The following is a 24,449-nucleotide window of genomic DNA, read 5'->3' on the forward strand; positions in this document are numbered from 1 at the left end:
GAAGTGGCCTCACCAACCAACCGGGAATGGTGCCTCGCACGGCCGAAGACCAACGGATCCTGGGCCTCTTCATTGATCAGGCTGGACCGAATGTGCGCCTGCCGGGAACCGGTTCTGCCGATCCTTCCAAACCGGTACAGCAGCTTTTTCCGGTCGGTGATTACCCGCTTTACAAGGACACCCTCTCAAAACTGGCCGATGACGGGCTTGATCCGGCGATCTACGGTTATCCCAGCGGCATTCTGGGGCTGCGTCTGTTTCTCAACCCGGATTTTTTTGGCGACACTAAAGCGGCCGGCGATGCCCGCAAATACTGGAACGACAAGGTGATCGTTCCCGGTGACAACGCTTACTACGACCCCAAGAAATGGGTGAGCAAGGACCCGAAGCTGGTGCGCCCCTTCCGCGTCAGCATGTCCTGTGGCTTTTGCCATATTGCCCCGCATCCGCTGTTTCCGCCGACCGATGTAGAGCATCCGGAATGGAAAAACCTCTCGAGCACGATCGGCGGCCAGTATTGGAAACCCGAGACCACCTTCACCAACCTGCAGCGTGAGGACAGTTTCATCTACCAGTTCCTCGCCAGCCAGCAGCCCGGCACCATCGACACGTCGCTGGTCAGCACCGACCAGATCAACAATGCCAACACGATCACCGCGATTTTCGACCTGCCGGCACGCCTCGCACGCGCCGCGACCAACCTGCCGGAAGACCAGAGCTCATCCAATCTGCTGATCCCGCAGATCGAGGACCCGACACAGGGCACCAATCCGCGCCACACGCCACGCGTGTTGCTGGATGGAGCCGACAGCGTCGGTGTCTTCGGGGCGCTGTCACGCGTCTATCTCAATATCGGGGCCTATTCGGAAGAGTGGAAACGCCTGCACAACACCGTTATCGGTTTTCGCCCGCAAAAGCCTTTCGCGGTGGCGACCAATCTGAAAAACTCGGTCTACTGGCGCGCCACCGACAAATACCGCATTCCTTATCTCGCGGCGTTCTTCACCTATCCGAGCCCGAGCCGTGGTGAAAGCGTGACGCGGCCGATGCTGCTCGGCGACACGGCCGAAGGCAAATCGATCATCGAGATGGAGAAGGCGGAAGCGCTGAAAGGCCGTGGTGTCTTCGTGGAAAAATGCGCTATCTGCCACTCCAGCAAGCAGCCAGTGGGTTTTGACCTGAAATTCGGGCGCGGCGACCAAGTCTCGCGTTGGCTCAAGCAGGGCTCACCGCCTGCCCTCACCCTGCCGATGGATTTTGCCGCCTGGCCGGCATTCCTCAAGACGCAGGCCTATGGCGAATATGTCCGCCAGATTTCCGCTCTGGCCGGCCAGCCAGCGGCGGACGGCGATGCCTTTATCAAGGGCAATTTCCTTGCCAATGAAATCCGCATTCCGATCACCCTTGTCGGCACCAATTCCGGTCGCGCCCTGGGCACCAATGCCATGCGCGGGCAGATGTGGGACAATTTCTCCTCGGAAACCTATAAGGCCCTGCCCTCGGTCGGCGACATCCATTTCTTCAACCCGTTTTCCGGCAAGCCGACCGACCAATGGGGCAATAATGACAGCTTTACCGCCCCGGCCAACGGACCCGGTTATTATCGCCCGGCGTCGCTGATCAGCCTGTGGGCGACGGCACCCTATCTGCACAACAATGCGCTGGGCAAATATACGCACAACCCCTCCATCAAGGGCCGCCTCGAAGCCTTCGATGACGGGATCGACAAGATCCTCTGGCCGGAGAAACGCAAGTCGAGCACATTTCGCCTGCCGGGCGACCTGCGTGGCGACAAGGCGATCACGGTTGCCAGCGGCGATGCCGGTTTCATCTACCGCACCACGCAGGCCAGCTATATCGATTTTGCGCCGGGCTTCATCAAACCGCTGCTGACCGGCGTGGTTGGGCCGACATGGGTATCGTTCCTGACATGTGGACTGTGGGTGGCGCTGGCCGTCATCTTTGTCGCCTTCGCCCTGGTCGGACAGACCCGGCATGCGGGTTTCGTTTTCGCACTGGTGGCGGTGATCACCGCAGCTCTCTTGCGCGTGAGTGGCGTGGATACCATCTATCCGGCTCTGTGGCTTCTGCCCATCGGCGCGACGGTGATTGCGCTTCTCCTGTGGTTCGCCCTGCCCTGGCGGCTGGTCGGACGCATCGTTTTCGCCCTGCTGGCCATCGGCAGCCTTTATACCGCGCATCTCGCCAGCAATTTCGTTGATGGCAAATCCGGCAATCTGCGGGTCGGCCCGGTGCCGCAGGGCACCCCGGTCAACCTGTTGATGAACATGAACCCGCAGGCTTCTCTGCCGGTCATGTCGGGTGCCGTGTTCGGGCTGGTGCGGGGTATCCTGCTGGTTCAAAGGGACAACCTGACCGGAGACGCCGCCTGGAACGCGTTCCGCGACGAGGCAGCAGAACCCTTGATGCGCGCAAGCAAATCACCGGACTTCGTGCTCGATCGCGGTCACTGGTTCGCGGAAACACTGGGCGACGACGAAAAAACGCAGTTGAAGGCATTCCTCAAAACCCTCTGATCACGCCAATTCGAAGGTTGCACTGCCATGAACGAGCAATCATCGCCCGCCACTGTCGCGGAACTGCCCTCGCCCGTCGGCGCGGAGGAGACGCATTACGATTATATCGTAATCGGTTCCGGTGCCGGTGGTGGACCTCTGGCTGCCCGGCTGGCGCTGGCCGGCCAGAAGGTTTTGGTCATCGAGGCGGGATCGGATACCGCCACAGCCGGTCAGGAATACCCGGAGGAAACCTATACGATCCCCGCCTTTCACGCAGCGGCCACGGAAGACAAGGTAACGAGCTGGGACTTTTCCGTTCGCCATTACGGCAATGACAGCAAGCAGGCGGAGGATAACAAATACGATCCGGCCATGGACCCGTCCCGCAACGGCGGCATCGGCAAGGGCGGCATATTTTACCCGCGCGCCGCAGCGCTGGGTGGCTGCACCTCTCACCATGCAATGATCATCATCCGACCGAATGACTCCGACTGGGAGGACATCGCCGATCGAACCGGCGACCAGACCTGGCGTTCGGAACATATGCAGGGCTATTTTCCGAAGATCGAGAATTGTCTCTATTACGCTGTCTATCGGGGGTATTTCGGCAAGTTTCTGCGGCTGGTTCAATGGGTGGCCGCCAAGATCAACCCGGCCGTTCACCTTGACCCGAACGGCCATGGCCACAAGGGCTGGCAGCCGACCAGCTTCATCGATCCTCTGGTGATCGCCGCCATCGTGCGTGGCGACCGGGTTTTCCTGAAACTGCTGTTCGACGTGGTCTGGTCGGCACTTTCGGGCAGAAGCGCCTCCCGCGCCTTCAAGGAGGCGGCAACGCATCTGCAGATCCTGCAGTTTCTCGATCCCAATGCCCGCGCCAAATATGTGCCCAACCGCGCCCACCTTTCCCTGATCTCGATCGGAACGGATGGCAGCCGCCGCATCGGCCTGCGGGAATGGCTTCTGAAGGTGGCGAACGATCCGAAAAACGCCTTGACGCTGAAGACGGACACCCATGCCACTCGGCTGATTTTCGAGAAACAGGGCCGTTCGGATCCGCCGCGCGCCGTCGGTGTAGAGGTCGAACTGGGGGCGAACCTCTACAAGGCCAGCCGGGGGCAACGGGCCCCAACGGGCGAGAGGCGGCAATATTTCGCGAACAAGGAAGTCATCGTTTCCGGCGGCTCGTTCAATACGCCGCAATTGCTGATGCTGAGCGGCATAGGCGATGCCACCCACCTCAAGAAGATGGGTATCGACGGCCCACGCGATGCGGCGGGCGATCTCGTCTCGCCGGTCATCAACCTGCCGGGCGTCGGGCGCAATCTGCAGGATCGTTACGAAGTCAGCGTCGTGTCCGAACTGAAGCAGGATTTTTCGACGCTGAAGGATGCGACATTCCAGCCCGATCCATCCATTCCGCCGGGCGATCCCGACAAGACCAGCGATCCGCTTCTGAAAAAATGGCGCACGGATCACGGCGGGCTTTACGCCACCAATGGCGGCGCGCTTGCCTTCATGATGTCCTCCAACGTCAACACCCGCAAGCATGATCCCGATCTCTTCGTATTCGGTATTCCGGCGGCTTTCCGTGGGTATTACTGGGGCTGGTCGAAGGAATTGTTATGGCCCACCAAGGGGGCCGGCCGGGATCAGCGCGACCTGTGGAGCTGGGTCATCCTGAAGGCCTATACCGACAACAATCAGGGCCTTGTGCGGCTGCGCACGGCGGATCCGTTCGATGTGCCTGATATCGATTTCAACTCCTTTCCGCGCGGCGCAGACGACAAGGATGCCTATGCGCTGGTCGAAACGGTCGGTCATATTCGCGACACCAACCTGAAGATCAAGGGTCTCAGGAAAGAGATTCAACCGGGCAAGGATTTGACCACCGCAGAAGCTCTGAACGACTGGGTGCGGCAGCAGGCCTGGGGACATCATGCCTGCGGCACATGTCGCATGGGCCGCGATCCATGGCGGGCGAATGTGAAGAATTTGAAGGACGAAGGGGCCGTGCTGGACAGCAAGTTCCGCGTTCATGGCGTCGAGCGCCTGCGTGTGGTCGATGCTTCGGTCTTTCCGCGCATTCCCGGTTATTTCATCGTCACACCGGTTTTCATGATCGGCGAAAAAGCCGCCGATACCATCCTTGCAGACCATCCCACCTACCCGGAAAGCCTTGTGGCGCGTGAAGCTGCCGCTGTAAAGGAACGGCGCATTATCGCCGAGGTGCCCCTGAATGAACCTGCCGCAACCGCGGGCACACCAGAACCGGCTCTGCCACAAGACTGCATTGGTCTGGCGCTTTCAGGCGGCGGCATTCGCAGCGCCACCTATAGTCTCGGCGTTCTTCAGGCGCTTGCCAGGAATGGTGTGCTTAAAAGGATCGATTTTCTGTCCACCGTTTCGGGCGGCGGGTTTATCGGTGGTTTTCTCGGCCGGTTGTTTACACGACTGAAATTGGGCGAACGCAATCCACAAGACGACGTCGCAGAGACCCTGACCAATCAGACATCCTCTGAAGTCTGGTGGTTACGTCGCAATGCCGATTACCTCATCGGCGGTGGGCGGTCGGATTTCGAAACCGACATCGCCATCATTTCCCGAAACCTGACGACCATGCTGTTCTGCATTGCGGCTTTGGCCGTGACGGCCTTGAGTGCCCTGCGCTGGCTCGCCGATACCCTGTTCACCGTCCAGGCGATTGCGAGTGCGCCGGGCAAAGCCGGCGAGCCGATGGCGGACCAAGCAGCGGCGGCCATGGCGGTCGACGAATGCACCGCCTGCAATATCACGTCCGTCGATGTGCCGTCATGGATGCCGAACTGGCTCGGCCAGTGGATTCCCGTCGAGATACCGAACTGGGGCCTTGGCGGCATTGAGGTTTCTCCATGGTGGATCGCGTCCGTCGTCATTGCGCTTGCCTCGGTCATTCCGCTGGCGGTCGGTTACTGGCTGCTCGCCAATCCGGGTTCGCGCTGGCGTTATTCCCTTACAGGCACGCTCTCCTGGACGGCCCTGCTGGGCGCTGCCATCTTCGCGCTCACCCTCCCCTCCCTGCTTCTGCCTGCGGCGGTCGCCATCGTCGTGCTGCTGCTGGCATGGGTCCTGCAGGAAGTCCTGCGGTGGCGCAAACCGCCGGCACCGGCGGGAACGGATTATGTCGCGCTTTACCGCAACCGTCTGTCGCGGGCGCTCGGATCCTCGCTTTTCCTGCTGGGCGTTTCCGTCGTATTCGTTCTGCTCGACAGTTTTGCGCGGTATTTCTCCGACGACACCAGCATGCCTTTCATGGCTGCAACGGTTATTGCCGCGCCGCCATTTCTGCTGCTGCTGCGCAGCATCGTGACAAGGCTGCTGCCGCGCAGCACAACCGAGATTGCCAGCAGCCTGCCACCGACATTGCGGCAGCGCATCACCGTCAACGCCTTAAGTTTTGGTCTCGCCGCCATTTTCTTCATTGCCGTCGATGCCCTGGTCCATCACGCATTCAACCGGGATGGAACGATCGGGGCATGGCTTTTCGGCGCGGCGTTCTTCGTATCGCTGGCGATGGGCCACGCCTACAAGTTCGCCAACCTTTCCTCGCTGCAGCAGTCTTTCACTCAGAAGCTGACGCGGACCTTCCTCGGCGCGTCCAACAACAATCGCGTGCACCCGCTCGGCCCCGATGTGGCCGTGCCCGTGCAGGTTTCCGACAGCGGCGACGATATTTTCTTGACCGACTACCATCCCGAACGTCACGGTGGGCCGCTTCACCTCATCAATGTCTGCCTCAATGAAACGGTGGACTATCAATCCGGCCGCCAGTTGCGTGGCAACAAGGGGCTGGCCATGGCACTCGGCCCCTGCGGCATCAGTGTCGGCACGCGATATCACGCCCTGTGGAAACCCGAGCCTGAAAAACAGGCCGACGCCGCCACATCGACGACGAAAAAATGGGTCCGGCGAGACCACCGGGCGGTGGAAGCCATACCGGTATTCCCCGACCCGAATGCCTTCCACCCGTTTGAAAGTCGCAAAGGTCACAAGGTCGAGGTGGAGCAGTTGACGGTGGGTCGCTGGATGGCGATCTCGGCTGCGGCAAAATCGACCGGTGCCGGCCGTTATACCAGCTTGCCGATGGCACTGCTCCTCGGTCTTTTGAACATCCGTCTCGGTTATTGGTGGAACAGTGGTCTCAGTGCCGGTGACCGGCCCGGCCGCTATCCACCGGGTATCTGGCGAAAGATAAAAAGCTGGCCCGCATGGCTCTTCGCGGTTCAGGCCATCATCCTGAACGAATGGCGCGCGCGGTTCGAGGGTCCGAATGCAGAACGCTGGTATCTCAGCGATGACGGACATTTCGAAAATACCGGCGTCTACGAACTGATCCGCCGGCGTCTGCCGCTGATCATCGCGATAGACGCCGGCGCCGACCCAAAATACCAGATGGAGGATGTGGCCATCCTGATGCGGCAAGTGCGGCTCGACTTCGGCGCCGAGATCACCTGGCTTGATCCCGGCATTGCCATCCCCGGCGCGTCACCATGGGCCGGCCTGCAGAATGCCGCGCAGGCTTTACCAAACGCCATCAAGATCCCGGATTTTATTCAAGAGGTGATCAAGCAGCCTTTGGCCATCGGCAGTCTCGACAGCATAAAACGCAACGGACCTGTAACCGCGGCTTTCGCTCGCGTCTGCTTCAGGGATGCGCAGAAACAGGATTGCTGGCTTCTGTTCATCAAGGCGAACCTGGCCCCCAAGGTCCCGGCCGATGTCACCAACTATGCCGTGGTCAACGAGGCCTTTCCCAACCAATCGACGCTGGACCAGTTCTTCCAGGACGATCAGTGGGAAAGCTACCGTTCTCTGGGTGAATGTGCCGGCAACAGCGTTTTTGGATAGCGTATTTGCTGGTGCAATCGAGGCACGGCGACGGACCTTGGACACGGGGCGGCACCAGACGCCCCGGCGCGGATTTCGCGTCAGCCAAACCTTCGCGCAGCCAGGAGCCGGGAGCCGGGAGCCGGGAGCCGGGAGCCGGGAGCCGGGAGCCGGGAGCCGGGAGCCGGCATGTTTTTGTCCGCTGTTGCAAGCCTAAACTTGATCAAGTGTCCGTCGATGTCGCTTTCCCGCAGGCATGCGCCTGACGTTACTCCGGCAACCGCAGACCTATCGCATATGCAAAAGACCCGCCCAAACCCAACCCTCGCAGAGCCCCTCCTGTTTCTGCCCATCCTTGCGCGCACAAAAAGGTGGTGCCACTTAATGCGGCTGATCCGCCAAAGCTCAGTTGAGGCAAGCGCTTGCCACTGATCTTCTCCCCCTATGGAGGCGGCAGGCCAGAGGGGGACCATATGCGACAGCCCTGACACGCACCATGAGGAGGCCCGGATCGGAAGTGCGGTAATGAAGATCGGCATAGATGCTGAGTTTGAAGCTTGCGCCCGCATTCGTCTGCCGGCACCTCTCAGCTCCATACCGATTGGCGCGCACCATCGTGCGACGAGGTGAACGACAGGTTCAAAAACTTGACATCTGGAGGGGCGTCGGCGGCTCGGCAACGGAAGCGACCGATTGTCTTTTGCACGTCGCAACGCTGCCAGTTCACAATTCCAGCACCCGCTCCGCCGTCCAGAACAGGCCAATTGCCGCGATGATCACGGAAGCGGGGATGACCATATAGGGTCGGTACAGGTTGCGGCGCTGAAACCAGACGGCAAAGCCGAAATAGGCAATTGCGATAATGGCGAGTTGCGCCAGTTCGATGCCGATGTTGAAGCTGATCAGCGCCGGAATGATATCGGCGCGGGGAAGCTGCAGCTCCTGCAGCGCACCGGCGAACCTCAGACCGTGCAGCAGCCCGAAACAGAACACGACGACCGGCCGCCACGGCGACAGGTTTCGTGTGGCGATATTTTCGATTGCCACATAGGCAACGGAAAGCGCGATCAGCGGTTCGACGATGTGGGAGGGCAGGCTGACGATGCCATACATGCTCAAACCCAAAGTCACCGAATGTGCCAGCGTGAATGCCGTGACCTGAACGAGAATCGGACGCCAATGCGGCGACAGAAGAAAGATGCCGAGCACGAAGAGGATGTGATCCAGCCCTTCCGGCAGGATATGCAGGAAACCAAGCTCTAGATATTGCAACATCAGGCCGGAAAGCGGCTGTTTTTCAACATTGCCGGTCATGGCGAAAGGCTTGCTCTCCTGATTGCCCTCCAGCCATTGCGTCTCGGATATGCCGCGCAGTTCGTCCACCACCACAAACCCATAGGTGCTGAAAACCAGCTCATAACGCCAGGATAACGTCTCGGCCTGAGCAGGAACGGGGCCGTTCGCGCGCAAAGTCACAAAGGCCGGAAGGGTGATGTCATCGGGGATGACCATCTCTGCGATGGCGGGTTCGACCTCGACCGCCTGCGGGCCGAAACGCAATTGCATATGCGGCGCCAGAACGGGCAGCAGCATTTGCAGCCGTGCGCGCGCCTGTGCCTCGGTCAGGTCGCGACTGAGCGGCAGGTTCCGTTCCCCCTCCAGCCGGTTGATCAGAATTGTCGGCGCCGTGGTAACCTCCACGGACCAGCGTTTATCGACGCCGAGCGTCAGGCGAACGCTGGTCGTACCGATCTCGTGCGCCAAGGCAGGAAGAGACGGCAACAGCCCCAACAACGCGATAAAAAAACAGATACACCAGTTACGTTTCGCCATTGCCTTCAATCCCCCAATCTCTCGAATGTCAGTGAAGCCCAGTCGCTTTCCCAATCCACATCTGAGAACCATCCGGCACGCCGCATATGCACGGAGCGGATCATCCAGACGCCCGCCTGCGGCAGGTGCATGCGCACCTTGCCTTCGGCATCCGATTGCATGACGATTCCGGCCTTCGGCCAGTCCCTGGAGATTGCCTCTACCTGCGCCCCGGAAAGCGGTTCGCCGTTAAACAGCAACTGCATGTCGAGTGTCGCCGTTTCGCCGGTCGGGTCCTCCAGCGGAACGATTTCGTACCGCAGCCCGATCGGTATTGTGACACGGTCATTTCGATATCTGCCGGCAAGGACAGCCTTGGCATTGCGATAAAACCGCTCGCGACCGGCGCGGTCCTGTTCGCCGCGTCTGGCACGCTCGGCGACAATCTCGCTCAATCCGTTCTGGATCAGATAGTCATCGAAGCGTTTTGCCGGGAGATCGACCTGCGAACCACCGCCTTCATAAACGATCAGTGCGGTCTCTTGCCCCTCAGCCTCGAACAGGCCGGCCGGATCGATATTGTCGGAGCCGGAGATGGGCTGCTCTTCTTCGCCCTGGAGAACCGTAAAACGCTTGATGAGGCTGGAGTGTCGCCGTACCGGGTCGCCGATAAAATTCTCGCCGACCCGCAGCCCCACGGAAACGACAGATCCGGGCTTCGGTCGAAACGAGGACGGCTCGATCCAGAAGTCATGAGCATCGGCCCGCCCGGCGACCAGCAACAGAAAAGCGCAGACCGGATACACTCGCGTCCATTGCCCTGACGCGCCGGTTCGGCAATGACCTGTCGCCATCTGCCTTACCGGACCGGAGAGGCAATGGTTTTGGACGCGAACCGCTCGCGCAACCAGCGCCAAAGCCAGATCGCCAGCCTGCGGATGAGCTCGACCAAAGCCCAGAAGACGACGGCAAGGACAACGACAAGCAGGATGACATAGGGCCAAATGCTGGCCGTCGGTGCCGGTGGTTCGGCCTGATCGGGCCATTGTTCGGCGAGATAAGGAAAGGTTTTCAGGAATGGCTTGTCGTTAACGTCAGCCCGTGGCCAATCCCCCTCGATGAACGAGATTTCCTGCAACAGGCAATCACCGGTCGCGCAGGCTTGCGCGACGACATCATCCTCCAGCTTGCGCCCGTTCGGAAAACCCGGCGGGAATTGCGTGCTGTAGATCATCACATCGGGCTGCGCGTCGTATTTTCGAAGCTGGAAAGTGAACTGCAGCAGATCGGCGATCCCCTTGGACCAGCTTTCACGTTTCTGGCGAAAGAACGTGTAGGTATCATCCAGAAACGCCTTGCGCTTGAGCAGCGCCGCCACCTGATCCTTGGGATCCAGATCGTTGAGGAAGCCGAAACGCGGCAACTGGCTGCGAAGCGAGCGCCCGACATGATCAATCCGCTTGCCGTTCTTGGATGTGGTGGCCCAGAGGATGAAATCGCGCTGGCCCGGCGGAAACGCGGTTTTCGGCACGCGAATGACCATGGCAATCGCGTTCTGCTTGAAGAAGCGCGGAAACACGAAGGGATCGTCACGAACGCCGGTATAACGAACGAACTTGCTCGTATCGATTTCCTTCGAGCTGAGTTCTTTCACGCTGGTGTCGTCATTCAGCCGGATCGAAATCGTCACATCGGGATGGATGAGGCGCGGTGTCTCGATCGTGCCGCCGTACCGCGCCAGATCATCCGGCTTTCCAAAGGTGACCGGCGTCGTGAAATCCATGTGTATCTGATAGAGATATTCGCTGAGATTGTAGGGTTTTGGTTTGCGCAGCGACCGACGGACATCGAAGGTCAGGATCATGTCCTCGCCATCCGGGTAAAAGAACAGATCGGTGATGTTCGCTTCGGGATCGGTCAGGTTGAGCGGATCGGCATGGTCGGACGCCGCCACAAGGGACGGCGCCAGAACAGTGGACACAACCATGAGCGGCATCAGCAGCCAACGACGCCAGACACACCAATAGCGGCAAAAAGACACGAATGCTGCGGACATAAGACCATCCCCCGAAAGCCCTTACCCATCTATTCCCATATATGCCAGATGTCTGCACTCGCCGTTTTCGCCTGCGCGCAACGGTACCGTGGTGGCTATAAGCACCAACGGCATTCGCAATCTATGATTGAATTTCACCTTATCATGACATTTGCCGAAGGCAACAAAAATCAATTGTTCCGCATTGGTTGGTTTCAATGGTACTGCCGATGCGCAATGCCATGGCCGAGATGGGTTGTCGGCTGACGGCAATGACAAAAAAAGCCGGCCCTGCCACCTGGATAAAACAGGTGGCAGGGCCGGCTCCAAAATCACGGCAAGGGAAGCCCCTTGCCGGAAAAGATCAACGGCGCTGGTTATAAACGTCCACGCAAACGGCGCCGAGAAGCACCAGCCCCTTGATGACTTGCTGGTAATCGATACCGATACCGAGGATGGACATGCCGTTGTTCATCACACCCATCAGGAACGCGCCGATGACCGCGCCCGTGACCTTGCCGACACCGCCATAAGCCGAGGCACCGCCGATGAAGCAGGCCGCGATGACGTCAAGCTCGAAGCCGGTACCGGCTTTCGGCGTGGCGCTGTTGAGGCGGGCTGCAACGACGAGGCCGGCAAGGGCTGCCAGAACGCCCATATTGACGAAGGTCCAGAACACCAGACGCGTGGTCTTGATGCCCGACAGTTCCGCTGCACGCGCATTGCCGCCGACGGCATAGATCTGCCGGCCGAGGATGGTGCGGTTGGTGAAGAAACCATAGGCGACGATCAGCACCGCCATGATGATCAGCACGTTGGGCAGGCCGCGATGCGAAGAGATCAGGTAGGCGACATAACCGACGGCTGCGAAGACCAGAATGTTCTTGGCCACGAAGAAACCGAAGGGTTCGCTTTCCACCTGGTGCATGAGACGACGCGAACGGCTGCGGAAATTCTGCCAGACGAGCAGGCAGGCCAGCACGATGCCGATCAGGAAGGAGGTGATGTAGATGCCGCCATCCGAGGAGATCAGTTCAGCGACGTAACCCGAGGACAGTTTCTGGAAGATCGGCGGAAACGGGCCGATGGCCTGGCTGCCGAGAATGGCGATCATGAAGCCACGGAAGACCAGCATGCCGGCCAGCGTGACGATGAAGGACGGTATCTTGAAATAGGCGACGAAATAGCCCTGGACACCACCGATCATGCCGCCGACCACAAGGCAGGCGATGATGGCAAGCCAGATATCAACACCCCAGCGCACCATCAACAGGCCAGCGAGACCGCCGATAAAGCCCGCCACCGAACCGACCGACAGGTCGATATGGCCGGTGACGATGACCATCAGCATGCCGAGCGCCATGATGACGATATACGAGTTCTGCAGGACGATATTGGTGACGTTGAGCGGCCTCAAGAGAATGCCGTCGGTGGCGATCTGGAAGAAGATGACGATGACGACAAGCGAAATCAGCATGCCGTAATCGCGAAGGTTTTCCTTCCAGAACCCGGTGCCCGCCTTCGGGGCGACCGCTGCTTCCTGTGGAGTGCTCATGGTTTACTTCTCCCTGCGGCGCATGATGGCGCGCATGATATTTTCCTGCGTTGCCTCTTCGCCGGCCACTTCGCCGACGAATTCGCCCTCGTGCATCACCATGATCCGGTCGCATGTGCCGATAAGCTCGGGCATTTCCGACGAGATCACGATGACGGCCTTCCCGGCATCCGCAAGTTCGTTGATGATGGAATAGATTTCGTATTTCGCGCCGACATCAATGCCGCGCGTCGGCTCATCCAGGATCAGGATATCCGGGCCGGTGAACAGCCATTTCGACAGCACCACCTTCTGCTGGTTGCCGCCGGAAAGCTTTCCGGTTTCCTGATAGACATTGTGGCTGCGGATGCGCATGCGCGCACGGAACTCCTGCGCCACCTTCATTTCCGAAATATCATCGATGACGCCGCGTGTGGAAACGCCGCCCAGATGCGCGAGCGAGACATTCTTGCGGATGTCTTCCGCCAGGATGAGGCCGAGCTGCTTGCGGTCTTCGGTGACGTAGGCAAGCCCCGCCTTGATGGCCTTGTGCACGTCGGATGTATCGACCGCCTTGCCATGCACCTTCACCGTGCCGGTGATATCGCGGCCATAGGCACGGCCGAACACGCTCATGGCGAATTCGGTGCGGCCTGCGCCCATGAGGCCGGAAATGCCGACCACTTCGCCGGCGCGCGCCTTCATGGACACGTTCTTGACCATCTGCCGGCTGGAATGCTGCGGATGATAGACGGACCAGTTTTCAACTTCGAAAATGACGTCGCCGATTTTTGGCGTGCGCGATGGATAACGGCTTTCGAGATCGCGGTCGACCATGCGCCGCACGATCTCGTCCTCATCGACGGCACCTTCATGACAATCGAGCGTGCCGACAGTACGGCCATCGCGCAGAACCGTGATGCGGTCTGCCACTTCGGTGATCTCGTTCAGCTTGTGGCTGATCATGATCGAGGTAATGCCGTTGCGACGGAACTCCTTGAGCAGTTCCAGAAGTGCGGCGCTGTCCGTCTCGTTGAGCGACGCGGTCGGTTCGTCGAGGATCAGCAGGCGCACGTCTTTCGACAGCGCCTTGGCGATTTCCACAAGCTGCTGCTTGCCGACGCCGAGATTGGTGATCAGCGTTTCCGGCACTTCACTGTGGAGACCCACCTTGGCGAGCAGCGCTTTCGTGCGGCGATAACGCTCGTCCTGATCGATGACGCCGAATTTCGATGGTGCACTGGCCAGAAAGATGTTTTCCGCGATCGACATCAGCGGAATGAGCGCAAGCTCCTGATGGATGATGATGATGCCGAGCTTTTCAGAATCGTTGATATCGCGAAAATGGCGTTCCTCGCCGCCGAAGAGGATCGACCCTTCATAGGAACCGGCCGGATAAACACCCGACAGAACCTTCATCAGAGTGGATTTACCGGCGCCGTTTTCGCCGACCAGCGCGTGAATTTCGCCTTCGTTGACGGTAAAGCTGACGTCCGAAAGCGCCTTGACGGCGCCGAAGCTTTTTGAAATTCCCCGCATTTCGAGGATAGGCGATTTTTCCGCCACGGACTGAACGGGATCAAGCATGAGAACTCCCAATATAAAGGAACCGCGCGGCGAATAACGCCGCGCGGCATTCGCGAATTACTTGATCTGTGCTTCGGTGTAATAACCGCTCTTGACCAGGACATCGACATTGGTCTTGTCGATGGCGACAGGCTTCAGGAGGTAGGACGGAACAACCTTGTTGCCGTTGTTGTAGGTCTTGGTGTCGTTGACCTCGGGCTCCTTGCCGCTCATGACGGCATCGACCATGTCGACGGTGACCTTTGCGAGGTCACGGGTGTCCTTGAAGATGGTCGAGTACTGTTCGCCGGCGATGATCGACTTGACCGAAGGAACTTCGGCGTCCTGGCCGGAAACGAACGGCATCGGCATGTCACCCGAACCGTAGCCGACGCCCTTCAGCGACGACAGGATGCCGATCGAGATGCCGTCATAGGGCGACAGAACAGCGTTCAGCTTCTTGTCGGAATAGGTCGAGGACAGGATGGCGTCCATGCGGGCCTGGGCGGTTGCAGGATCCCAGCGCAGGGTGGCGACCTTGTCCATGCCGGTCTGGCCGGAACCGACAACGAGCGTGCCCTTGTCGATCAGCGGCTGCAGAACGCTCATGGCGCCGTCATAGAAGAAGTAGGCGTTGTTATCGTCCGGCGAACCGCCAAACAGTTCGATGTTGAACGGACCGGCTTCGGTATCGGCCTTCAGTGCCTTTACCAGCGTGGTCGCCTGCAGAACGCCGACCTGGAAGTTGTCAAAGGTCGCGTAATAATCGACATTCGGCGTGTCGCGGATCAGGCGGTCATACGCGATGACCTTGATGCCGGCCGTGTGGGCCTGTGCCAGAACGTCCGAAAGCGTGGTGCCGTCGATCGAAGCGACGACCAGAACCTTGGCGCCCTTGGTGATCATGTTTTCGATCTGCGACAGCTGGTTCGGAATATCGTCCTCGGCATACTGCAGGTCGGTCGTGTAGCCGCGTTCCTGCAGAACCTTGATCATGTTGTCGCCGTCGGCGATCCAGCGTGCGGACGACTTGGTCGGCATGGCGACGCCGACGAGGCCCTTGTCGGCGGCAAATGCCGGTGCCGCAAAGGCGACGGCAGCAGCGATAGCCACCGTCGACAGATATTTGAATACGTTCATGACTACTCTCCCAAAAAAGCGTGCTCCCAACGAGCCGCTCAATCCTCTGGCTGGCAGTTTTATTCAACCGCCACCGATTGCAACCCTGCGGCGTTATTGCACCGCAAGTCTTCTAAGCTTGCCCATTGAAAGCCCCCGAAACCATCCTTGAATTTCGGGGGGATTTATCAATGGTTATCTCGCGGCAGACCGGCAGTCTGCGCGATACGCTGATATTTGACCGCCGGCTCGAGCACGGCGCCGGATTCCATCTGGCCGACAATGCCGCGCTGGATTTCCTGCCAGGGCGTCTGATGTTTCGGATACTGGTAACCGCCATCGGCCGCGAGCGCCTTGTGGCGGGCTTCCAGCTCTTCCGCCGAGATCAGGATATCGGCGGTGCCGCGACCGACATCGATGCGAACCCTGTCACCGGTACGCAGGATCGCGAGACCACCACCTGCCGCCGCTTCCGGCGAGGCGTTGAGAATGGACGGGCTGCCCGACGTGCCGGACTGGCGTCCGTCACCGATGCAGGGGAGCGATGAAACGCCCTGCTTCAGAAGGTAATCCGGGGCGCGCATGTTGACGACTTCGGCAGCGCCCGGATAACCGATCGGACCGGCGCCGCGCATGAACAGCACGGTATGCGCATCGATTTCGAGCGACGGATCGTCGATTCGGTGGTGGTAATCTTCCGGCCCATCGAACACGACCGCACGGCCTTCGAAAGCTTCCGGGTCCTGCGGATTGGAGAGGTAGCGATTGCGGAACTCTTCCGAAATCACGCTCTTCTTCATGATCGCCGAATTGAACAGGTTGCCGCGCAACACGCGGAAACCGGCATGGGCCTTCAGCGGATTGTCATAGGTGCGGATGACCTTGTCATCTTCGATGACGGCACCGCGACAGTTTTCGCCGATCGTCTTGCCGTTGACCGTCATCGCATCCTCATGGATGAGCCCTTTCGTCATCAGCTGGTTGACGACGGCCGGAACGCCACCGGCATGGTAATAGTCTTCGCCGAGATATTCGCCGGCTGGCTGCAGGTTGACCAGAAGCGGCACTTCCTCGCCGTATTTCTGCCAGTCGTCCACCGTGAGTTCCACGCCCATGTGGCGGGCAAGACCGTTCAGATGGATCGGCGCATTGGTGGAACCGCCGATCGCCGAATTGACGCGGATGGCGTTGATAAAGGCTTCCCTGGTCATGATATCGGAAGGCTTCAGATCTTCACGGACCATGTCGACGATGCGCAGGCCGGACAGGTAGGACACTTCCTGACGGTCGCGATACGGCGCCGGAATGGCGGCCGAACCCGGAAGCTGCATGCCGAGCGCTTCGGCCAGCGAGTTCATCGTCGTTGCCGTGCCCATCGTGTTGCAATAACCGGTGGAGGGCGCCGACGAGGCGACCAGCTTGACGAAACCGGCATAATCGATCTCGCCCTTGGCGAGCAGTTCGCGCGCCTTCCAGACGATGGTGCCCGAACCGGTACGCTCGCCACGGAACCAGCCGTTCAGCATCGGGCCGACGGACAAAGCAATGGCCGGGATGTTGACGGTGGCCGCCGCCATCAGACAGGCCGGCGTGGTCTTGTCGCAACCGATGGTCAAAACGACACCATCGAGCGGATAACCGTAGAGCACTTCGACGAGGCCGAGATAGGCAAGGTTACGGTCGAGTCCGGCAGTCGGACGTTTTCCCGTTTCCTGGATCGGATGAACCGGAAATTCGATGGCGATGCCGCCGGCTTCGCGAATGCCTTCACGCAGGCGATGCGCCAGTTCCAGATGGTGACGGTTGCACGGCGACAGATCGGAGCCGGTCTGGGCGATGCCGATGATCGGGCGATCCGACTGCAGTTCGGCCTGGCTGAGGCCAAAGTTCATGTAACGCTCGAGATAAAGCGCCGTCATGTCGACATTGTCGGGATTGTCGAACCAGGCGCGCGAGCGCAGCTTGCGGCCCTTTGCAGCTTCGACGATGGCTTTCGGGTCGTGATTGTCGGAATGGCTCATGATGCTGTTCTCGAATTGGAAGATGGTGCGGATCGAGTGTTCTTGCTCAATCCTCGAACGCTTCGACGGTGAGGCGACGGCCGAGCATGAAGGCATCGGCCACATGCACGAGCGGCGACAGATCGGCATCGATGGCGGATGCCGGGACGATCTCGACGAAACGCTCGTACAAGCGGCGATATTCGTGATCTTCCTCGACGATCTGCGCGGTGCCATCGACGATCAGGCGGCTGCCGCCATGAGTCATGACGATCAAACCTTCGTCCGTCTCGATGCGAATGTCCCAAGTCTGCGGACCGGTTTGACGCCAGTCGAACTCGGCGGTGACGGGAACTCCGCCTGCCGTTTCGAAGGCCAGGTTGGCGGCGATCGGCGCTGCCCGGTTGGCCGGGAAGGACAGATCGGCAGCCGTCAGATGAAAACTGTCAGGCATGATGCGGGTGACGATGGACAACGCGTTGATGCCGGGATCGAACACGCCGAGGCCACCCGGCTCCCAGATCCACGCCTGGCCCGGATGCCAGTGACGCACGTCTTCCTTCCACGATACGGCAACCGAGCGAATGGTGCGTTTCGCCAGCATGTCGCGCACCGGCTCGACCGCCGCGGCCGCACGGGAATGCCATGTCGCATAGAGACTGACGCCCTTCTCTCGCGCCAACCGTTCCAGCGCGAAAACTTCCGAGAGCGTCGCGCCCGGCGGTTTTTCCAGCATCAGGTGCTTGCCCGCTTCGATGGCGGCCCTGGCCTGCGCGAACCGGCCCTGCGGCGGCGTGCACAGCGAGACCGCATCGAGTTCGACACCCGATGCCAGCATGTCTGCGATGTCGCGGAAACAGTGGACACCGTCGAGCTGCGCATTGCGGCTGGCCACCGCCGTCAGTTCGATACCATCGGTGGCCGCGATCGCACCGAGATGCTGATCTCTTGCGATCTTGCCGAGCCCGACGATGCCGAGGCGAATATTGCTCATTGCAGTCTTCCTTAAAGCTTGCGGACGTCGACCGACGTCGCTTCAGCGACGGCCAAGCGGTTGACGAGAGGAAGCTTGAACGGCGCCGCCGAGATTTCGAAAACGTCGCCCGGTTCGGTCTTGATACCTTCGGAAAAGGACAGCGTTGCAGTTCCGAAGAAATGCACATGCAGATCGCCCGGCCGACGGAAGATATCGTACTTGAAATTGTGGTGTTCGAGATTGGCGATCGTGTGCGACATGTTCGCCTCTCCCGACAGGAAGGGCTTTTCGAACACGGTCTTGCCATCACGCACGATACGCGAGGTGCCTTCAACGTGGTCCGGCAGATCGCCGACAATCAGCTCGGGGCCGAGACCGGCCTGGCGCAGTTTTGAATGCGCGAGCCAGAGGTAATTGCCCTTTTCGGTGACATGGTCTGAAAACTCGTTGGCGAGGCAGAAACCGACGCGATAGGTGATGCCGTCATCGCCGATCAGATAGACGCCGGCCAGTTCCGGTTCTTCGCCGCCATCAAGCGCGAAGGCGGGAGACTGCAGGTCCTCCCCGGTGGCGCGCAGCTGCGAACCATCACCCTTGTAGAACCATTCCGGCTGAACGCCTTCCTGGCCCGGCTTCGGTTTGCCGCCTTCGACGCCCATCAGGAACATGCGCATGGAATCGGTCGGCTTTTCCGCCGATTGCGCCGCCTTGTGCATCTTGTCGCGACCGTCTGCCGAACCGAGATGGGTGAGGCCGGTGCCGGCAACGATGAAATGCGCCGGATCCGGGTGAGTTATAGGAAGAAGGATACGCTTTTCCGCAGCCGCTTTTTCAAGATCGACAACATCACCGAGACCGGCTTCGCTGATCTGTTCGGCAAGCGACCTGCCGGCCGCGATGGCCTGCTTTGCCAGTTCGTATGTGGCATGTACGCCATTGACGACACGGGCATCGCCTTCACCATCCCATGCAACGACGCGCACGGCGCCGGCCGCATCCGCAACCTGAAGAATTCGCAGCATCAACCCATCATCCTGAATGTTTCTCTCCCACCCGACGCCTCCTCAGGGCCGGACATTTTTCGACGCCTGCGCCAAAGTGACGCTCCGTCGATAAATATGACTATTGGATGAGGGAGCGCATTGTCAAGAAGCCAGAACCGCCAAGCGAAATCCATCAACACCAAGGCATTGCCTAAATTTTAAGCGATTTAAACCGTTTGTATCTTGAGAATTGCTGTCGAGACCTGAAAAACATCAAAATACGACAAAGTTTCCGCTTGCAAAAGTATGACTATATGATCAGTTAGCGATGCACTTGCTACTTTCATCTCTGGGAGGATTTAAGATGAGAACAGCATTCGCGGCGCTTGGCGTCGCATTCACACTTTCCGCTATGACCGGTTTGGCAACCAGCGTTTCCGCAGCCTCGCTGACGGTCGGTTTCTCGCAGATCGGCTCCGAATCGGGCTGGCGTGCGGCCGAAACCACCGTCACCAAACAGGAGGCGGAAAAACGCGGCATCGACCTGAAATTCGCCGATGCGCAGCAGAAGCAGGAAAACCAGATCAAGGCGATCCGCGGCTTCATCGCGCAGGGCGTCGATGCGATCCTGATCGCACCGGTAGTCGCCACCGGCTGGGATGCCGTGCTGAAGGAAGCCAAGGAAGAAAATATCCCTGTGATCCTGCTCGACCGCGAGATCGAGTCGCCGAAGGATCTCTACCTCACCGCCGTGACCTCCGATCAGGTCCACGAAGGCAAGGTTGCCGGCGACTGGCTGGTAAAGGATATCGGCTCCAAGGACTGCAAGGTCGTGGAACTGCAGGGCACGACCGGTTCTTCTCCGGCCATCAACCGCAAGAAGGGCTTTGAGGAAGCGATCAAGGCTGCTTCCAACATCAAGATCGTGCGTTCGCAGACCGGTGACTTCACCCGCACAAAGGGCAAGGAAGTCATGGAAAGCTTCATCAAGGCGGAAGGCGGCGGCAAGGATATCTGTGCCGTTTACGCCCACAATGACGACATGGCCGTTGGCGCCATCCAGGCGATCAAGGAAGCGGGCCTGAAGCCCGGTACCGACATCAAGATCGTCTCGATCGACGCCGTGCCGGACATTTTCCAGGCCATGGCGAAGGGTGAGGCCAACGCCACCGTGGAACTGACCCCGAACATGGCCGGCCCGGCCTTCGATGCGCTGGAAGCGTATCTGAAGGACAAAAAGGAGCCGCCGAAGTGGATCCAGACCGAGTCCAAGCTCTTCACTGCGAACGACGACCCGATGAAGGTGTACGAGTCCAAGAAGGGTCTCGGCTACTGATCCCTACCCTCAAGGCTTGATGAGCAGGCATCCTGACCGATGCCCGCATCACTGACGCAGAACGAGCGGCGCGTTGAACACGTGCCGCTCGCCCAAAAACCATGCGGACAGGTGAGCATGTCAGATTCCCAAAACATTCTGGAGGCCGATTGCGTGCTGGAAGCCCGCTCGATCACCAAGAGCTTTCTCGGCAATATCGCACTCGACACTGTCGATTTTTCGCTGCAGCGCGGAGAGATCCATGCGCTTTTGGGCGAAAACGGCGCCGGCAAATCGACGCTGATCAAGATCCTGACCGGCGTCTACAGCCGTGACAGCGGCACGATCCGGCTGGATGGCGAAGAGGTCTCGCCTGCCAATGTCGGCGAGGCGCAGGCGCTCGGCATCGGCACCGTCTATCAGGAGGTCAATCTTCTGGAAAACCTGACGGTGGCGGAAAACCTGTTTCTGGGCCGCCAGCCGCGCCGTTTCGGTCTCACCGACCGTCGCGAAATGCGCCGGCGCTCACGCGAACTTCTCGCTCGGTACGGGCTGGATATCGATGTCGATGCGCTGCTCTCCACCTATTCCGTCGCCATTCGCCAGATCATCGCCATTGCCCGCGCCGTCGATCTGTCCGGCAAGGTTCTGGTGCTGGACGAACCAACCGCGAGCCTCGATGCGCAGGAAGTCGAAGTGCTGTTTTCCGTGCTGCGCAAGCTGAAGGCAGAAGGGCTCGGCATCATTCTCATCACCCATTTTCTCAATCAGGTTTATGCCGTCTGCGACCGCGTGACCGTGCTGCGCAACGGCAAGCTGGTCGGCAACCGCGCCCTTGACGGTCTGCCGCGCATGGACCTGATCTCGATGATGCTCGGCCGCGAGTTGCAGCATGTCACGCGCGACCATCAGGCCACCGAAGGCGATGTGCCGGTGGGTGATGCAGCGATCAGCTTCAACGATTACGGCAAGCGCGGCAGTGTTTCCCCCTTCGATCTCGCGATCCGCCCCGGCGAGGTGGTCGGCATTGCCGGCCTGCTCGGTTCGGGCCGCAGCGAGACGGCTTTCCTCCTGTTCGGCATAGACCGCGCCGACAGCGGCACGGCGACGGTGGATGGCAGTGAGATCGCGCTGACCTCGCCGGAAGCGGCGATTGCGCAAGGGTTCGGTTTCTGTCCCGAGGAGCGCAAGAGCGACGGCATTATCGGCGATTTTTCCGTGGCCGAAAACATCGCGCTGGCGCTTCAGGCGCGGCAGGGATGGGCGAAACCGATTTCCTCGCGGCAAAAACAGGCGCTGGCGGAGGATTTCATTCGTTCGCTGGACATCCGCCCCGCCGACCCTGACCGACCGATCAAATTCCTGTCCGGCGGCAACCAGCAGAAGGCCATTCTGGCCCGCTGGCTCGCCACCAATCCGCGCCTGCTGATCCTTGATGAACCGACGCGCGGCATCGATATCGGCGCGCATGCGGAAATTCTGAAAATGATCGAGAAGCTCTGCGGCGACGGCATGTCGCTTGTCGTCATCTCCTCGGAACTCGAGGAACTGACGGCGATCGCCCATCGCGTCATTGTTTTGTCCGATCGCAAGCACATTGCCGAGCTTTCCGGCGCGGACGTCACCGCCGACAATATCATGCATGCCATTGCTGCCCCCAACCGGACGGAGGCCGCATGAAAAACGCCATCACCCGCCGCCTGCGCCGCCTTGCCCCGCAACTGATTGCGCTCGTCGTCATTCTGGCGATGATCACCGCCGTTGCACCGGGCTTCCTCAACCTCTCCATCGCCAATGGCCGCATCTATGGCAGCCTGATCGACGTTTTAGTCCGCGCAGCCCCCGTGGCGTTGCTCACCATCGGCATGACGCTGGTCATCGCCACGCGCGGTATCGATCTGTCGATCGGCGCCGTCATCGCCATCTGCGGCGCGGTGGCGGCCAGTCTGGTGACGCAGGGTTACAGCCTGCCGGTCGTCATTCTCGTCTCACTTGGTGTCGGCCTGATCTGCGGGTTGTGGAATGGCATGCTGGTGGCACTGCTGGATATCCAGCCGATCATCGCCACGCTGATCCTGATGGTGGCGGGACGCGGCATCGCCCAGTTGATCACCGAGGGCGCCATCCTCACTTTCAACAACGATACATTCGCGGCGCTCGGCTCCGGCTCCTTTGCCGGGGTCCCGCTGCCGATCCTGATCTGGGTGGCGATGGCGCTGATCGTAGGCCTTCTGGTGCGGCGCTCGGCGCTCGGTTTTCTGATCGAGGCGACCGGCATCAACCGACGCGCGGCAACCCTTGCCGGCGTGCGGGCAAAATTCCTGATCTTTTTCGTCTATGCCATTTCCGGCATGATGGCAGCGGTCGCCGGCCTGATCGTCACCGCCGACATTCGTGGCGCCGATGCCAACAATGCCGGCCTCTGGTTGGAACTCGATGCCATCCTGGCGGTCGTGATCGGCGGTACTTCGCTCAATGGCGGACGGTTTTCCATCGCCGCCTCGCTCTTGGGCGCGCTGATCATCCAGTCGATCAATACTGGCATTCTGGTTTCGGGCTTTCCGCCGGAATTCAACCTGATCATCAAGGCGGTGATCATCGTCATCGTATTGACCCTGCAATCACCGGCGCTTTTGACGCTGACGGCTTTCCTGCGATTCTGGCGCAAACGGCCGGAGCTCGTCGCGCCGACCAAACGCTCGGAAGTCAATGATGCCAATGTGAAGGGGAACATCCGATGATCCACAGCCGCAACCTTCCCTTCGTCACCACGCTTGCCATTTTCGTTATCGCCTATGCGCTCTGCGCCCTGCAGTTTCCGGCCATGCTGTCGACGCGGGTGATCGGCAACCTACTGGTCGACAACGCCTTTCTCGGCATCGCAGCGGTCGGCATGACATTCGTCATCCTGTCGGGCGGCATCGATCTTTCGATCGGTTCGGTGATCGCCTTTACCAGCGTCTTCGTCGCTGTCACCGTCGGCTCTTTCGGCCTGCACCCTCTGACGGCTTTTGCGGTGGTATTGGTCATCTCAACGGCATTCGGCAGCGCCATGGGCGCGATGATCCGTTATCTGCAGATCCCGCCATTCGTGGTGACGCTGGCCGGCATGTTTCTGGCGCGCGGTGCTGCCTATCTGATCTCGACGGCATCGGTGCCGATTTCGCATCCTTTCATCGACACTATCCAGGGGTTCTATTTCCGTTTCCCCGGCGGCGGCCGGCTGACAGCCATGTCGATGCTGATGATCGCAGTCTTCGTGGTGGGCGGCATCATCGCGTCACGCACGAAGTTCGGTGCCAATGTCTATGCGCTCGGCGGCAATCCGCAATCGGCGGAACTGATGGGTGTGCCGGTGGGCCGCACCACGATCGGCATCTATGCGACTTCCGGCTTTCTCTCCGGCCTCGCCGGTATCGCCTATACCCTCTACACCTCCTCCGGTTATTCGCTGGCAACTGTCGGCGTCGAACTCGATGCAATTGCGGCTGTCGTGATCGGCGGCACGTTGCTTACCGGCGGCACAGGGCTGATTGCCGGCACGTTCGTCGGCATTCTCATCCAGGGACTGATCCAGACCTACATCGTCTTCGACGGCACATTGTCATCGTGGTGGACGAAAATCGTCATCGGCGTACTGCTCTTCGTGTTCATCGTGTTGCAGCGCGGCATCATCTGGTATTCAAACAGGCGCATCGACATAGCGCGCCTGAAGGGGGCTTGA

The 24,449-nt window shown here is 59.9% G+C and carries 15 protein-coding genes; 6 read left to right on the plus strand and 9 right to left on the minus strand.

The window, feature by feature from the left end:
- Positions 1 to 26: 26 nt before the first annotated feature.
- Positions 27 to 2,537 carry a hypothetical protein gene (locus tag J2T09_RS01020; protein WP_306830125.1) on the plus strand — a complete coding sequence of 837 codons (2,511 nt, stop codon included), beginning with the start codon at positions 27 to 29 and terminating at the stop codon, positions 2,535 to 2,537.
- Between the two features lie 27 nt (positions 2,538 to 2,564).
- Positions 2,565 to 7,406, plus strand: a complete 4,842-nt coding sequence (locus J2T09_RS01025) for a GMC oxidoreductase (RefSeq protein WP_306830127.1) — start codon at positions 2,565 to 2,567, stop codon at positions 7,404 to 7,406.
- 702 nt (positions 7,407 to 8,108) lie between these two features.
- Here the strand turns inward: J2T09_RS01025 and J2T09_RS01030 are convergent.
- From J2T09_RS01030 to araD1, 9 genes are all read right to left on the minus strand, one after another.
- Positions 8,109 to 9,218 carry a HupE/UreJ family protein gene (locus J2T09_RS01030; protein ID WP_306830129.1) on the minus strand — a complete coding sequence of 370 codons (1,110 nt, stop codon included), beginning with the start codon at positions 9,216 to 9,218 and terminating at the stop codon, positions 8,109 to 8,111.
- Between the two features lie 5 nt (positions 9,219 to 9,223).
- Positions 9,224 to 10,051: a DUF4198 domain-containing protein gene (locus J2T09_RS01035; protein ID WP_306830131.1), complete on the minus strand. Its 828-nt coding sequence runs from the start codon at positions 10,049 to 10,051 to the stop codon at positions 9,224 to 9,226.
- Between the two features lie 5 nt (positions 10,052 to 10,056).
- The gene (locus J2T09_RS01040; RefSeq protein ID WP_306830133.1) at positions 10,057 to 11,184 is read right to left on the minus strand and encodes a hypothetical protein; all 1,128 of its coding nucleotides are present in this window, start codon (positions 11,182 to 11,184) and stop codon (positions 10,057 to 10,059) included.
- 412 nt (positions 11,185 to 11,596) lie between these two features.
- Positions 11,597 to 12,787 (minus strand): multiple monosaccharide ABC transporter permease, encoded by a 1,191-nt coding sequence (mmsB, locus tag J2T09_RS01045; RefSeq protein ID WP_306830134.1) that lies wholly within the window; start codon positions 12,785 to 12,787, stop codon positions 11,597 to 11,599.
- Between the two features lie 3 nt (positions 12,788 to 12,790).
- A complete protein-coding gene (gene mmsA / locus J2T09_RS01050; RefSeq protein ID WP_306830136.1) occupies positions 12,791 to 14,353 on the minus strand; it encodes a multiple monosaccharide ABC transporter ATP-binding protein in 1,563 nt (520 codons plus the stop codon).
- Between the two features lie 57 nt (positions 14,354 to 14,410).
- A complete protein-coding gene (gene chvE / locus J2T09_RS01055) occupies positions 14,411 to 15,472 on the minus strand; it encodes a multiple monosaccharide ABC transporter substrate-binding protein (RefSeq protein ID WP_306830138.1) in 1,062 nt (353 codons plus the stop codon).
- 167 nt (positions 15,473 to 15,639) lie between these two features.
- On the minus strand, positions 15,640 to 17,472 hold the full coding sequence (locus J2T09_RS01060) for an IlvD/Edd family dehydratase (protein ID WP_306830140.1): 1,833 nt from the start codon (positions 17,470 to 17,472) through the stop codon (positions 15,640 to 15,642).
- A 46-nt stretch (positions 17,473 to 17,518) separates the two neighbouring features.
- Positions 17,519 to 18,445 (minus strand): Gfo/Idh/MocA family protein, encoded by a 927-nt coding sequence (locus tag J2T09_RS01065; RefSeq protein WP_306830142.1) that lies wholly within the window; start codon positions 18,443 to 18,445, stop codon positions 17,519 to 17,521.
- A gap of 11 nt (positions 18,446 to 18,456) precedes the next feature.
- On the minus strand, positions 18,457 to 19,449 hold the full coding sequence (gene araD1 / locus J2T09_RS01070) for an AraD1 family protein (RefSeq protein WP_306830144.1): 993 nt from the start codon (positions 19,447 to 19,449) through the stop codon (positions 18,457 to 18,459).
- Positions 19,450 to 19,822: 373 nt separating this feature from the next.
- On the opposite strand from araD1, the gene ytfQ reads away from it, so the two are divergent.
- From ytfQ to yjfF, 4 genes are all read left to right on the plus strand, one after another.
- Positions 19,823 to 20,746, plus strand: coding sequence for a galactofuranose ABC transporter, galactofuranose-binding protein YtfQ (gene ytfQ / locus J2T09_RS01075; protein WP_306830767.1), 924 nt, complete (start codon positions 19,823 to 19,825; stop codon positions 20,744 to 20,746).
- A gap of 117 nt (positions 20,747 to 20,863) precedes the next feature.
- Positions 20,864 to 22,405 carry a sugar ABC transporter ATP-binding protein gene (locus J2T09_RS01080; RefSeq protein WP_306830146.1) on the plus strand — a complete coding sequence of 514 codons (1,542 nt, stop codon included), beginning with the start codon at positions 20,864 to 20,866 and terminating at the stop codon, positions 22,403 to 22,405.
- Entirely contained in the window at positions 22,402 to 23,466 is a 1,065-nt protein-coding gene (locus J2T09_RS01085; protein ID WP_306830148.1) for an ABC transporter permease, read from the plus strand. Before J2T09_RS01080 ends, J2T09_RS01085 begins: the two co-directional genes overlap by 4 nt.
- Complete coding sequence (gene yjfF / locus J2T09_RS01090) at positions 23,463 to 24,449, plus strand: galactofuranose ABC transporter, permease protein YjfF (protein WP_306830151.1); 987 nt, start codon at positions 23,463 to 23,465, stop codon at positions 24,447 to 24,449. The genes J2T09_RS01085 and yjfF overlap by 4 nt, the downstream gene beginning before the upstream one ends.

The organism is Neorhizobium huautlense (assembly GCF_030811685.1).
GTDB classification, from domain to species: Bacteria; Pseudomonadota; Alphaproteobacteria; order Rhizobiales; family Rhizobiaceae; genus Neorhizobium; species Neorhizobium huautlense_A.